The organism is Fluviicoccus sp. (assembly GCF_030646115.1).
Taxonomy (GTDB): domain Bacteria; phylum Pseudomonadota; class Gammaproteobacteria; order Pseudomonadales; family Moraxellaceae; genus Fluviicoccus.
Genome location: NZ_JAUSMX010000027.1, coordinates 261,832 through 275,094 on the forward strand (window position 1 = coordinate 261,832; position 13,263 = coordinate 275,094).

A 13,263-nucleotide genomic window follows, 5' to 3' on the forward strand; every position below is an offset into this window, starting at 1 on the left:
CCTCTCCCACAAGGGGAGAGGGAGTTGATGTCGCTATTCTAACGCTTCACTTCTGCAACAACATGGCCGCTTCTTTCGCAAAATACGTCAGAATGGCATCCGCCCCGGCGCGCTTGATGCACAGCAGCGACTCCAGGATCACCGCATCCCGCGCCAGCCAGCCGTTCTGGATGGCGGCCATGTGCATGGCGTATTCGCCGCTGACCTGATAGACCAGCGTCGGCACCGAATAGGTGTCCTTCACTTCGAGCACGATGTCCAGATAAGGCATGCCCGGCTTCACCATCACCAGATCCGCGCCTTCAGCGAGGTCCAGCCCCACTTCGTGCAGCGCTTCCTGCCGGTTGGCGGGATTCATCTGGTAGGTCTTCTTGTTGCCGCCCTTCAGGTTGCCCGCCGAACCCACCGCGTCGCGGAAGGGGCCGTAGTAGCTGGAGGCGTACTTGGCGGCGTAGGACAGGATGCAGACGTTGGGGTGGTTGTTCTCTTCCAGCGCGCGGCGGATGGCGGCGATGCGGCCGTCCATCATGTCGGAGGGGGCGACGATGTCGGCCCCGGCCTCGGCGTGCGACAGCGCCTGCTTGACCAGCGCCTCGCTGGTGATGTCGTTCAGCACATAGCCGTCGACGTCGATGATGCCGTCCTGACCGTGGGTGGTGAACGGGTCCAGCGCCACGTCGGTGATGACGCCCAGCTCCGGCACGGCGGCCTTCAGCGCGCGAACGGCGCGTTGCGCCAGCCCGTCCGGGTTCCACGCTTCCTCGGCCAGCAGGCTTTTCGCTTCCTGCGGCGTCACCGGGAACAGCGCCACGGCGGGAATACCCAGCTTCGCCAGCACTTCCGCTTCCTTCACCAGCAGGTCGATCGACAGCCGCTCAATGCCGGGCATCGAGGCAATGGCCTCGCGGCGGTTTTCGCCTTCCAGCACGAACATGGGGTAGATCAGGTCGGCGGGGGTCAGCAGGGTTTCCTGCACCATGTTGCGCAGGAATTCCTGCGAGCGCAGGCGGCGCAGGCGGGTGTGAGGGAAGGCGGCGCGGTTGAAGGTGAAACGGGACATGGGAGGCTCTCGCGACAAATTCTTTGACGGAAGAATACTCCAGAACGCGCGGGGATGGGGCGGGATTCGGCGTCGGGCGTCACCGGTCCCGCCCGGCGGTTCAGCCGCAGTTTTTCAGGGTCAGGATCCTCTCCAGGGCGGCGCGGCGGCGGCTGATGCCTTCCTGCTGCGCCTTGGCGGTGGCGGCGCGGGTTTCGTCGGCCGCTTGGTCGCGGGCGTTTTCACTGTTCAGCTTGGTGGCTTCGCTGAGAGAGGCGGTGTCGCCCGCCGCCGCCGCCATGCCCGCCACAAAGGCGCCCAGGCCGCCAATGGCGGAACTGGTGCCCGCATTCTTGTCGTGATAGCTCTTCTCGGCAGCGTAGTAGTTTTCCCAGGTCTGTATCGAGGCCAGTTCGTTGCGCACTCCCTGGCAGTCCAGCGCCGGGTAGGCGGTAATCGGCGACATGGCGGTCATCGGCTGGGTCGGGGCGACGGCGCAGCCGGTCAGCGCGAAGAAGCCGGTCATCAGGGCGGTCAGGGGCAGGGCGTTTTTCATGGGGACTCTCCGGTGGGTGTTCTCAAAAGTGTCGTTTGGGCGCACAGCGCCGTCCGCCGGACTGCACGGCGTTGCAGGCATCCTCGGCACCCTTGCGCGCCTCGGTCAGTTCGCGGCGCGCCCTTGCGTAGTCGGGGGAACCGGCGCACTCGCTCTCAAGCCTGGCCAGCGCCTGGTCCAGCCGGTACATCAGGGTTTCGGTACTGGCGGTGATCGTAGCGTTGGCGGGCGTTTGGTCCGGCGGATCGCTGGCGACGCGGCAGGCTTGCCCTGCATCTTCAGTCGCGGGCAACGGCACGCCTTCCGTGGCGGCGGGGATGCTGGCGCTGTGCGCCGGTTCGTCGGCGGCGCGGCGGTATTCGACGCGGCCGGATTCGTCCGCTTCCTGCGGTTCGCCGGTCACGGCGCGGGCGATTTCGCCGCCGGAGCTTTCAACCAGCCCCTGCAACGTGCCGATCGTCTGGCCCAACGGTGATTTGGCGATATCCGCCTTGATCTCGCGCACGGCGCGCGGCGCGGCCTCCATTTTCGCCAGCATCGCGGTCAGCATCGACTCTTCATCGGCATTGGCGGCGGTCACGGCCTCGTGGTTCTCGCGGGCGTTGTCCAGGCGCTCCTGCGCTTCCCGGCCGGACTTTTCCAGCAGGCCCATGCGCAGGTCATGGATGGCCTGCTGCTGCTCGGCTTCGGCCTGTGCCTGGCGCGCGGCCTGTTCCGCCCGGATTTTAGCCTGACGTTGGGCTTCGGCCTGACGGGCGATGGCGGCTTGCTGCTGGGCCTGTTGTTGCGCCTGATATTGCTGCTGTGCCTGCCGGTTGCGTTCCTCGGCGGCGCGGTTGTAGGCGTCGCGTTCGGCCTGCCCCCGGCGCATCTCGGCGTTAAACGCCTCGGTGCGAAGTTGCTCCTGCTGGCGCTCCGCCTGTTCATTCAGGCGGCGTTGCGTTTCGGCCACTTTCTCGCGGGCCTCCAGCTCGGCCTTGTTCTGGCTGGCGATGCCCAGGCATTGCTCGCGGCGCTGTTCGTAAGCGGCTTTGATGCGTTCGTATTCGGCTTCAGCCTTGGCATGGTTGGCTTCGTACCACTCATGCGCCCGGCGGGAGCAGGCAAATCCCTCGTTTGACATCGAACCATACCGGGAACATTGCTGGTAGTTGGCGTTGCTCTGGTCGGAGACGGCCTGATAGGTACGGCTGAACGTCTCGGCGCGTTCATTCGAAATTTGCCAGTGCGTCGGGCATTGCGAGGGGTTGGTCGGTCCCGGTGTGAGTCCCGTCGCCGCGAATGGCCAGGCTGCGAGTAACACGGTGCTGAGCAGGTAAACGCTGGCTGTTCTCATTATGAATGCTGCGCCCCGGGTTTTGAGGCGGCTCCAGGAACTGATAGTTGTCCCAAATTATCATAGGCATGTCGGTGTAGAAATACCCTCATTCAGGGGTATGGAAAGCTGGAATTTTCTGGCAGGAGGGAGTGACAAAGACGGTTTTCCCGGCGATGCTCTGTCGGTCAAGGGCGGCCGGGTATACCAAGGGGAAAGGGAGGATGAACAGGCAAGCACTGGAATACCAACTGATCGGGGATATTTACGAAGCCACGCTTGCGCCGGAGCGCTGGGCAGAGGTGCTGCAAGGCATCAGCGACCTGTGCGGTGCGGAAAAGAATGCCTTCCTGTCCACCGATCTGCTGAATCCGGCGGCCAACCTGCTGTTTTTCAGCGGCCATACCGAGGAGGCCGGGCGGGAATACCGCGAAGGCGGTTTCGATGTGCTGGAGTTCGAGCACACCGGGCGCTGGATGCAGCAGATCGGCGTCGGCGTGCCGTCGTCGTCCGATGAATTCTTCGGCGGCCCGGACGGCTATGCCGCGTCGGGCGGACGCTATGTCACCGATTACCTGAACCGTCACGGCACCTACCGCCAGCTGATCGTTGCGCTGGAACTGGCCGAATTCCGTTTTGCCGGTTTCGGCCTCAGCAACGGCCTGGACCGTCCCTTCACCCCGGACAATGTGGCGATGCTGGGCCGGATGACGCCGCACATGCGCCGGGCGCTGCAGATCCATCGCCAGTTGCGCCTGGTCGAGTCGAACAACGCCTCGCTGTACCGCATCCTCGACCGGATGACCACCGGCGTGCTGCTGCTGAATGTGGCGGGGGCGGTCGCCTATGGCAACGACGCCTCGGCGCGCCTGCTGCGCGAGCATCCCGCCATCAGTGTCACCCGCCAGGAGGGGCTGCGCGCCGCCGATTTCGCCGAGAACCAGCAGTTGCAGACCCTGATCAAGGGCGCGCTGCAAACCGGGCAGCGCGAGGGCCGGGGCGTTCCAGGCGGCGTGATCGGGCTGACGTCCCCGCTCAGCGCCTCGCCGCTGATGTTGACCATCGCGCCGCTGTCGGCCTGCGGCGAATACCGCGACCTGGCGCTCGACCAGATCACCGCCGTAATCTTCCTCAGCAATCCCGACGCCGGGCACCAGTTGTCCGCCCGCCTGCTGGAGGCGTCCTACGGTCTGACCGCGCGCGAGACCGAATTGTGCCAGCGTTTCGTGAACACGCCGGTGCTGGAAGCGGTGGCGGAGGAGGCGGGCATAACGCTGAGCACCTTGCGCAGCTACCTGAAAAGCATTTATGAAAAGACGGACTGCCATTCCCAGGCGGAACTGATGCGCTTGCTGATGGGCTTGCGCGTCAATTTCGAGCATATTGCCTGAAGCCTGCCTGCCCCGCCGGGGCGGGTTTATCTGACGAAGGAAATGACCATGAACCCGAAAAAAGTTGCAGTGATCCTGTCCGGCTGCGGTTTCAAGGACGGAGCTGAAATCTACGAAGCCACCCTGACCCTGCTGGCGCTGGATGAAGCCGATGCAGAGGTCCAGTGCTTTGCGCCCGACATGCCGCAGATGCATGTGGTCAACCACCTGACCGGTGAGGAAATGGCGGAAAGCCGCAACGTATTGGTGGAGGCGGCGCGGCTGGCGCGGGGCAACATCAAGCCGGTGACAGCGGCGCAGGTGGCGGATTTTGATGCACTGATCATCCCCGGCGGTTTCGGCGCGGCCAAGAACCTGTGCGACTTTGCGGTGAAGGGCAGCGACATGAGCGTTCAGCCGGATGTGCTGGCCTTCGCCAAGGGCATGCATGCGGCGGGCAAGCCGGTGGGCTTCATCTGCATTGCCCCGGCCATGGCGCCGAAGGTGGGCGGGGCGGGCACGCAGTACACCATCGGCAATGATGCCGGGACGGCGGCGGCAATCAATGCCATGGGCGGCAAGCATGTGGAGTGCGCGGTGGATGACTGCGTGGTGGATCGTGATCGCAAGATCGTGACGACACCGGCCTATATGTATCCGGCGCGGATTCGGGAGGCGCGGGCGGGGATTCAGAAGCTGGTGGGTGCGGTATTGGGAATGGCTTGACGTTGCAGTTGTAGGTCGGGCTTAAGCCCGACAATCATCCTTCGATCGGAGAGTGTTGTCGGGCTGAAGCCCGACCTACAGGGGTGGTGCTTGCGACGCGTTCGGCCATCTGTTCCGCCCAGTTCAGGATCAGCAACGATCCGTCGGCCTGTTCGGCCAGCGCTGTCAGGCTCTCCACCCAATCGCCGTCGTTGGCGTAGAGGATGCCGTCGATGTCGCGCAATTCGGCGTGATGGATGTGCCCGCACACCACACCCTGTACACCGCGTTTGCGGGCCTCGCGTGCGACGGCGTTTTCAAAGTCGCTGACATAGCTGACCGCGCGCTTGACTTTAAGCTTCAGGTACTTCGACAGCGACCAGTAGGGCAACCCCATCCGCGCGCGTTGTGAATTGAGCCGCCGGTTGAGCTTTAACGTCAATTCATACAGCGAGTCACCGAGATAGGCGAGCCACTTCGCGCACTGAACGACACCGTCGAACAAATCGCCGTGGGTGATCCAGAGTTTGCGGCCGTCTGCGGTATGGTGGATCCATTCGTCGACCACCTCAATGCCGCCGAAGGTGTTGTGCAGGTATTTGCGGGCAAATTCATCATGGTTGCCGGGGATGAATATGACCCGCGTGCCTTTGCGGGCCTTGCGCAGCAGCTTCTGCACCACATCGTTGTGCGTTTGCGGCCAGTACCATTGCCGGCGCAGCTGCCAGCCGTCAACGATATCGCCGACCAGGTACAGCGTTTCGCATTCAGTATGTTTCAGGAAGTCGAGCAGCGCATCCGCCTGGCAACCCGGTGTACCCAGATGCAGGTCGGATATCCACAGGGTACGGTAGTGCTGCGATGGCCGCATGATGTCTTCTTCGGACATGTCCTGAGGCTGTGCGGTCTGGTCGCGCCATGCGCGAAGGGGGGCGTTGTCGTAGTGCATGAGTCTGAAAATTAGAGACTCCATATGACCATGCGGCTGCGCCGGCGTGAAGCTTCCGTGACAGTCGGTTCCGGATCTTCATCATGCAGGGCGCCTCACACCCCCGGCATGTCTCCGGTTTCCGCATCCCTCCGGCACTGTTCCCGCAGCGCGGCCCATCCCTCCGGCCCCAGCCGCTTCAACGTCTCCATGTTCTCCTCATAAATACGGTCCGGGTTCTCCATCGACGCCACCGCCTTATCAATACTGCTTTCCCGCAGCAAATGCAGCGTCGGATACGGCGAACGGTTGGTGGCGTTGGTCACATCCTCGAACGGGGTTCCGGCAAACTGGTAATCCGGATGGAAGCTGGCAATCTGGAACTCCCCCTCCAGCCCGGCCCGCCGCAACAGCAACTCGGCCAAGCCCAGAAAATCATTGAAGTCGAGAAAATCTGCAAATCCCTCCGTCAGGATCAGCAGCGTGGTCTCGGTTTCCTCTACCGGCGTGTCGGCCAGCAATAGCAGTTCCGCCATCATCTGCTCCAGCACCCGCGCCGGCTCCGGGCTGTCGCTGACCACATAACGCATCCGGTCCTTCGCCTCCACAGCGCGCGCAAAAGGGCACAGGTTGAGGCCGATGACGGCGCGGCGCACCCAGGCGCGGGTTTCATCAATCACGGGGTCGGGGAGGGTGGTCATGGTGCACGGGCATCCGGAGGCGGAGAGTCTGGTTGAATTCTAGCATTCCCGACGGGCCAATGGCGGACTTGACCGCAGGATCGTGATATGTCCGACAATCCAGCCATTGGCAAGCAAGCGTTCGATAGGTTACAACTGACGCCTGATCACTTTTCTCAGCCCGAATCCCGGATGCCCCCATGAGCGAACACCCCCATACCTCCCATGACAGCGACGCCGAGGCCGAAGCCAAGGCGCGCGTGCTGAAAGAACGCATGCAGATGGGTTTCAACATGATTCCCTTCAACCAGGTGATCGGTTTGCAGATCACGGATATCAGCCTGGAGCGGGTGGCGGCGGAATTTACGATGAAACCGCAGCTGATCGGCAACATGACGCACCAGATCCTGCACGGCGGCGTCATCGCCACGGCGCTGGACACCATTGGCGGCGCCATGGCCATGTCGGCAGTCTATGCCGCCATGAAGGGCATGCCCAAGGAGGAGCGCACCATGCGCATTCTGAAGCTGGCGACGCTGGATATGCGCGTGGATTACCTGAAGCCGGGTCGCGGCAAGCTTTTCACGGTTTCGTCCACGGTGCTGCGGGTGGGCAAGAAAGTCTGCGTGACGCGCATGGAGCTTGAAAACGAGGACAAGGAACTGATTGCCGTGGGTACGGCGACCTATATGTACTGATGCCCTGCGGTCGCGCATAATGTGGCATCCCAATTCAAGCGACCGGAGCATGCACGTGAGAGGAACCGTTATCAGGGTTACAGGATGGGCGTTGGCGGCCGCGCTGGCTACGGGTCTGGCCGGTTGCGGCGGCAGCGGTGAGAGCGCCACAACGGAATTCTACCGGCTGAAGGAAATCAACCGTTTTGCCCCGAAGGCCGGATCGGCCGATCTGCAAAAAATTTCCCGGCAGGCGTTTCTTTATCAGGAAAGCAGTAATCCCGACCGCACCATCCTTTACTCCGGCAGTGGAGCGGACACCCTCTGGGGCACTGCCGACGACGTGATTGCCTATTACGTCACCTGCGCCTACAGCGGCAAGGCCGTGACCCAGCCGCTGGACCTGGAAACGGAGATCCGTGACGGTCTGGGCGGGCTGTACAGCAGCCATACGGCCGCCATGACCGGTATCGGCCTCGATGAGCTGGCCCGCAGTTGCGCCATCAATTACAACAAGCAGGGCGCGCTGGCGATGAAAGTCTACAGCGCTGCCGGTGCGGATAACGTCTGGCAGAATGCGGATGATACGCTGTTGCTCAGCGTGGACTGGAAGCAGCCGGGTACGTCCGGTGATGCCTCGGTGGCGGTGACGGCGCCGGGTATTCCGGCTTTTGCCGGGGTAACCCTGGCCCATTACTATTATGGCTCACTCAGCGGCGCCGAACGCGACTTGGTGCGGACCGGCAGTTATTATGCCTACACGCGGGACGGGTCCGACCGCCTGACACGCCGCAGCCGCTACAACTTTGCCGGAAATCCCGCCGCATGGCCGGGAGCCCAGGCCGGGGATGTGCGCCTGGATTACACCGAATACCAGTACAACACCGATGAATTGCTGAAGTGCACCCGCAATGACGCGGAAACGGCGTTATCGCTGGTGCGCGACTCCTACCAGAATAACTTTCTCAACATGCGGCAAACGTTCAGAGCCGGTGTGGACAGGGATTTTTGCACCCCTGATGACGTCCTGATGCTGGCGGACGGCTTTGTATTCGAAAAGATCTGAGAAACAGGGGGACGCCGCTGCGTCCCCCTTCCTGCCGCCGGGAATCAGAAATTCCCCATGAACAACCGCCGCATCACCCGCTCCTTCAGGCCGTGCGCCTCTTCCAGCCCCATGCGTTCCAGATAACTGTGCGGCACTTCGTGGTCCTTGAACACCGAATTGATCACCGCCTTCATCAGGCTGAGCGGGTTCTCGGTGCTGGCCTTCAGCGCCATCAGCGCCTTGACGATGGCCAGCTCGTCCTTGGTGAAGTCTGTGCCGAAGGGGAAGGCGGGCAGGCTCTGCTGGAAGGGCTCCAGCCGCGCCGCCAGTGACTCCGGGGTGTTGTCGCAGTGGACCCGGGGAATCATGTAATCCGCCGACAGCTTGCCCTGCGCCACCGCCCATTCCCGCAGTTCTTCCTGGCAGCGCGAGTCGGTGACGTTGAGCAGCGCCTTGATGATGTCGCTGTCGTTCTTGGCGCGCAGGTCGGCCACGCCGTATTCCGTCACCAGCATGTCGCGCAGGTGGCGGGGAATGGTGATGTGGCCGTAATGGGTGACAATGTTCGATTTCACTTCGCCGTCCACCATGCGGTGGCTGCGCATCATCAGGATGGAGCGCGCATCCGGCAGCTCGTGCGCCTGCGCCACAAAGTTGTACTGGCCGCCGACACCGCTCACCACCTTGCCGTTTTCCAGCCCGTCGGAGACATGCGCCCCGGACAGCGTGGTCATCATGCAGGTGTTGATGAAGCGCGCCTTGACACGTTGTGCGCGCTTCAGGGCCTCGGTGCCATAGCGGTCTTCATAGAGGTGGTTGATGAAGGTGATGGAGGTCATGCAGATGCGTTCGCGCTCGGCTTCGCTCATGCCGCGCAGGGTGTCATAGAAGTCACGCGGGCCCAGGAAGAAGCCGCCGTGCATAATGATGCCGCCCGCCAGTTGCTGGCCCAGGCAATGGGCAATGATGCCCTGCAGCACATCGCTGTCGTCGAGGTCGTTGCCGACCACGGCTTCCCCGGCGTGCAGCTGGCCGTCCTCGAACGAGCAGTCCTCGTGGAAGATGCCGTGGCGGATCAGGAAGCTGACGTCATCGCCGTCCAGCGGGCTGCCGATGAGGCCGTGCTCGCGCAGGATGCGCAGTGTGTGCGGTGTCACCTTGTCGGTGAGCAGCCCCTGGTTCAGCAGTTTTTGCAGCCCGGCATGGCCATAAACCGGCTTGCGGACAATGCCTGCCTGCATCAGCTTCAGGAAGCCGTTGACGAACATTTCGCTGCAACCGTACAGGCCCTTGGTGAAGGGGGTGGTTTCCTGGTCGGGCTTCATCGGATTGCCCTGGTTGAGGCGGCGGATCAGCGTCGTGTAGTTGGCGTTGTCATGCTGGCGCATGATCAGCGAGTGGGCGATGGCGTCGCCCAGCGAGCCGATGCCGATTTGCAGCGTGCCGCCGTCCTGCACCAGGGTGCTGGTGTGCAGGCCGATGGCGTAGTCGGCCTGGGTCACCTTCATGTTGGGGGTGGAGAACAGCGTGTGGGTGCCGGCCGGGTCGTCAATGATGATGTCGAACAGGTCTGGCGAGACTTCGGCATCGTTGACCATGTACGGCAGGTTGTGGTTGATCATGCCCACGGCGAAGATTTTTTCCCCGGCCTCGCGGCGCGGCTTCAGCAGTTCGAACAGGTCGGTCGGTACATCGGTGTTGCAGGCCAGGCTGATGCGCAGCCCGGCTTCGTCCTCGCGCGCGGCCACGGCCTGCGCCACCACATTGACGCCGTTGTGCGCCATGTCGCGGGCAATATGAGTGTAGTTGCTGTTGATATAGTTCTGCTGCGCCACCGGATTGCCCAGCCAGTCGCCGGACTTGAGGAAGAATTCGTTGACGGTGATGTTCGGCGGCAGCGTGCCGTCGCGCAGGTCACTGAGGTAGTCCAGGTCGGGGTAGTCGGCGAATACGCGCTCCACGAACGGGTTCAGGAAGCGGCCTTCCAGATCACTGTGCGCCTGCGGCTTGTTCAGCGACAGTGCGGTGTAGATGTTGAGGCGGCGCTTGCCGTCGGCCTTGATACGGCGGTAAAGCGCATTGACGAAGGGATTGGGCTTGCCGATGCCCAGCGGAATGCCCAGCGTAATGTCGCCGTCGATTTCATCGATGATTCTGCTGACGGCCTGGTCAATGGCGGAGTAACGGATGTGGCTCATGGAACGCTCCCGGGAACAGTTTTGATGCGGGTTTATTGGTATTCTGGCAATATTCGGGTAGAGCGAATACTCTCGCTTTGGGCTGTGAGCATAAGCCAAAGCGCGTCGGCGACAAAGATTCCTGATACGCTAATACCCTTAACTTTGTCAGGTTTTTTGTCCGTTGAAGCCTATCCCCAGCCGTGAGCCTGAAATTCCCTGCCGGCCCCGCTGTTCGGCCTGCTGCATTGCACCGTCCATCAGCTCGGCCATTCCCGGCATGCCGCAGGGAAAACCGGCGGGTGTGCCCTGTGTGCAGCTGGACGGGCAGGGATTTTGCCTGATTTTTGGCCGTCCGGAACGTCCGGCGGTGTGTACCGGCCTGCGTCCGGTCGCAAGTATGTGTGGTGAAAACCGGGAACAGGCCATGGCCTATCTGGCGGAGCTGGAACGTTTGACCTGCTGAGCCTGTATTGAGGAATTATTATGTGCCAGCTGCTGGGCATGAACTGCAATGTTCCGACGGATATCTGTTTTTCCTTCAAGGGCTTTGCCTGTCGCGGCGGTCGCACCGACCATCACAGCGACGGTTGGGGCATTGCCTTTTTTGAGGGCAAGGGTTGTCGCCTGTTCCTGGACTACCTGCCGTCCGCCGAGTCGCCCATTGCCGAGCTGGTGCAGAACTACCCCATCAAGTCCACCAATGTCATTGCCCACATCCGCAAGGCGACTCAGGGTGTCACCAGCCTGGCCAACACCCATCCCTTCCAGCGTGAGCTTTGGGGCCAATACTGGATCTTCGCCCACAACGGCGATTTGAAAAACCTGCCGGAGGCGGTCGGGAAATATTACCGGCCGGTCGGCTCCACCGACAGCGAGCAAGCGTTCTGCCTGATCCTGGAGCGTTTGCGGCAACGCTTTGCCGCCGCGCCCGCACTGCCCGAGCTGAGCCGGGCGCTGGCGGAAGTGGTGCGCGAGATTGCCGGTTGCGGGGTGTTCAACATGATGCTATCCAACGGCGAGTGGCTGTTTGCGCATTGCGCCACCAAGCTGCACTGGCTGGTGCGGCAAGCGCCGTTTGCCGTGGCGCAGCTGCGTGATGAAGACCTGAGCGTCGATTTCAGCGCCCTGACCGGCCCGGAAGACCGGGTGGCGGTGATTGTCACTGAACCGCTGACCGCCAACGAGCCTTGGCAGGCCATGCAGCCCGGGGAGCTGTTGTGTTTTCAGGACGGAATGCCTCACCCCGTCATTTTCTGAGCGATCCGGCGCCAGAAGCGTTATGATTCCGTTCCCATGACACCTAACCGACTCCAGCCCGATGGATACCCTGCTTCAACGACGCCGTCTGACCCTGATCCTCTGTATCCTGCTCAGCCTGTCGTTTGCCGCCGTTTCGCTGATCAGCTACAAAGCCTCTCGGCGCACCATTGAAGTGGCGCTGGTGGAAAAGGAGTTGCCGCTGACGTCGAACGCCATCTATGCCGAGTTGCAGAAAGACCTGATCCGTCCGTATTTCATTTCCTCGATGATGGCCACCAACACCTTTCTGCAGGACTGGGTGTCGTCCGGCGAAAAAGATCACCGGTTGATTAACCGCTATCTCCAGGAAACCAAAGGCAAGTATCAGGTTTTCACCAGTTTTTTTGTCTCGGAATCCAGCCGGAATTACTACTATCCGGACGGTATCCTCAAGCGGGTATCCCCCGATGTGCCGGTCGACAAGTGGTATTTCCGGGTGCGGCAAATGCCGGAAAGCTATGAGATCAATATCGACTACGATATGGCCAACCAGGCGATGGCCATCTTCATGAATTTCAAGGTGCATGACCGGCAGGGCAAATACCTGGGGGCCACCGGCGTGGGGCTGAGCATGGACCGCCTGCACCGCCTGCTGGGGGAGTACGGACAACGCTACCAGAAGAACATCTATCTGGTGGACTCTCTGGGCGAGATCCGACTGAGCGGCCACGCCATGCCGCATCGCCGCATCCAGGAGGTGCCCGGTTTGGCTGACGCGGCCGGGGCGATTTTGCAGAACAAGGTCGAAAACCTTCAGTACCGGTCGGCGCAGGGCCAGACCTTCCTCAATGTGCGTTACATGCCGGAAGTCCGCCTGTTCCTGTTTGTGGAAGGGCGCGAGGGCGACGCCGTAACCAAGGTGAAGCAGGCGCTGTACCTGAATATCGCCATCTGCATTTTTATTGTGTTGCTAACCATCCTGATCACTGACCTGACGGTGCGCCGCTTCCGCAAGCGTCTGGAGGTGATGGCGACGGTGGATCACTTGACCGGACTGATGAACCGCCAGGCCTTTGAACTTATCAGCGACAAGATGCTGGCCGAGAGCCGCCGTGACGGGCGGCCGGTAACGCTGGTGATGGCGGATCTGGACTATTTCAAGGCCATCAATGATCGCTTCGGCCATTTGACCGGCGACCGGATATTGCGTGAGGCGGGTGCGTTGTTGCAGGCCTCGGTGCGGGATTCGGATGTGCTGTGCCGCTGGGGCGGCGAAGAGTTCCTGCTACTGCTGAAATGTGATGCGATTGAGGCGGAGCGGCTGGCGGATGCCATGCGTTGCCGCCTGCTGACTCACGAATTCGCCCACGAAGGCCGACTGTTACGGATCACCATGAGTATGGGCATGGCGGCGTTGCAGCCCGGCGACACCCTGCAGACCATGGTGGACCGCGCCGACCGGGCCTTGTTCATTGCCAAGGACTCCGGCCGCAACCGGGTGCAGGCGGGGGGGTAGGGTTTTCCTG

At 62.1% G+C, this 13,263-nt stretch carries 12 protein-coding genes and 1 pseudogene; 7 read left to right on the top strand and 6 right to left on the bottom strand.

Features of this window, described 5'->3' with window-relative positions:
• Nucleotides 1-46: 46 nt before the first annotated feature.
• From hemB to Q7T36_RS16985, 3 genes are all read right to left on the bottom strand, one after another.
• Nucleotides 47-1,060: a porphobilinogen synthase gene (gene hemB / locus Q7T36_RS16975; protein ID WP_304851522.1), complete on the bottom strand. Its 1,014-nt coding sequence runs from the start codon at nucleotides 1,058-1,060 to the stop codon at nucleotides 47-49.
• 100 nt (nucleotides 1,061-1,160) lie between these two features.
• Nucleotides 1,161-1,595 (bottom strand): hypothetical protein, encoded by a 435-nt coding sequence (locus tag Q7T36_RS16980; RefSeq protein ID WP_304851523.1) that lies wholly within the window; start codon nucleotides 1,593-1,595, stop codon nucleotides 1,161-1,163.
• A 22-nt stretch (nucleotides 1,596-1,617) separates the two neighbouring features.
• The gene (locus Q7T36_RS16985; protein WP_304851525.1) at nucleotides 1,618-2,931 is read right to left on the bottom strand and encodes a hypothetical protein; all 1,314 of its coding nucleotides are present in this window, start codon (nucleotides 2,929-2,931) and stop codon (nucleotides 1,618-1,620) included.
• A gap of 203 nt (nucleotides 2,932-3,134) precedes the next feature.
• On the opposite strand from Q7T36_RS16985, the gene Q7T36_RS16990 reads away from it, so the two are divergent.
• Nucleotides 3,135-4,301, top strand: coding sequence for a hypothetical protein (locus Q7T36_RS16990; RefSeq protein ID WP_304851527.1), 1,167 nt, complete (start codon nucleotides 3,135-3,137; stop codon nucleotides 4,299-4,301).
• A 48-nt stretch (nucleotides 4,302-4,349) separates the two neighbouring features.
• Entirely contained in the window at nucleotides 4,350-5,006 is a 657-nt protein-coding gene (elbB, locus tag Q7T36_RS16995; RefSeq protein ID WP_304851529.1) for an isoprenoid biosynthesis glyoxalase ElbB, read from the top strand.
• A gap of 34 nt (nucleotides 5,007-5,040) precedes the next feature.
• Here elbB and Q7T36_RS17000 read toward each other — a convergent pair whose 3' ends face one another.
• The gene (locus Q7T36_RS17000) at nucleotides 5,041-5,934 is read right to left on the bottom strand and encodes a UDP-2,3-diacylglucosamine diphosphatase (protein ID WP_304851531.1); all 894 of its coding nucleotides are present in this window, start codon (nucleotides 5,932-5,934) and stop codon (nucleotides 5,041-5,043) included.
• A 95-nt stretch (nucleotides 5,935-6,029) separates the two neighbouring features.
• Nucleotides 6,030-6,614, bottom strand: coding sequence for a DUF1415 domain-containing protein (locus Q7T36_RS17005; protein ID WP_304851534.1), 585 nt, complete (start codon nucleotides 6,612-6,614; stop codon nucleotides 6,030-6,032).
• A gap of 179 nt (nucleotides 6,615-6,793) precedes the next feature.
• Between Q7T36_RS17005 and Q7T36_RS17010 the strand changes: the two genes are divergently transcribed.
• Together Q7T36_RS17010 and Q7T36_RS17015 are read left to right on the top strand one after the other, a co-directional pair.
• Nucleotides 6,794-7,291, top strand: coding sequence for a thioesterase family protein (locus Q7T36_RS17010; protein ID WP_304851537.1), 498 nt, complete (start codon nucleotides 6,794-6,796; stop codon nucleotides 7,289-7,291).
• Between the two features lie 55 nt (nucleotides 7,292-7,346).
• Nucleotides 7,347-8,336, top strand: coding sequence for a hypothetical protein (locus Q7T36_RS17015; protein ID WP_304851540.1), 990 nt, complete (start codon nucleotides 7,347-7,349; stop codon nucleotides 8,334-8,336).
• A gap of 44 nt (nucleotides 8,337-8,380) precedes the next feature.
• Here Q7T36_RS17015 and Q7T36_RS17020 read toward each other — a convergent pair whose 3' ends face one another.
• Nucleotides 8,381-10,516, bottom strand: coding sequence for an acetyl-CoA hydrolase/transferase C-terminal domain-containing protein (locus tag Q7T36_RS17020; protein WP_304851543.1), 2,136 nt, complete (start codon nucleotides 10,514-10,516; stop codon nucleotides 8,381-8,383).
• A 163-nt stretch (nucleotides 10,517-10,679) separates the two neighbouring features.
• On the opposite strand from Q7T36_RS17020, the gene Q7T36_RS17025 reads away from it, so the two are divergent.
• From Q7T36_RS17025 to Q7T36_RS17035, 3 genes and pseudogenes are all read left to right on the top strand, one after another.
• Entirely contained in the window at nucleotides 10,680-10,961 is a 282-nt protein-coding gene (locus Q7T36_RS17025) for a YkgJ family cysteine cluster protein (RefSeq protein WP_304851547.1), read from the top strand.
• A 20-nt stretch (nucleotides 10,962-10,981) separates the two neighbouring features.
• A pseudogene (locus tag Q7T36_RS17030) lies at nucleotides 10,982-11,737 on the top strand (class II glutamine amidotransferase); the annotation flags it as partial.
• A 79-nt stretch (nucleotides 11,738-11,816) separates the two neighbouring features.
• Entirely contained in the window at nucleotides 11,817-13,253 is a 1,437-nt protein-coding gene (locus Q7T36_RS17035; protein WP_304851550.1) for a sensor domain-containing diguanylate cyclase, read from the top strand.
• Nucleotides 13,254-13,263: the final 10 nt, after the last annotated feature.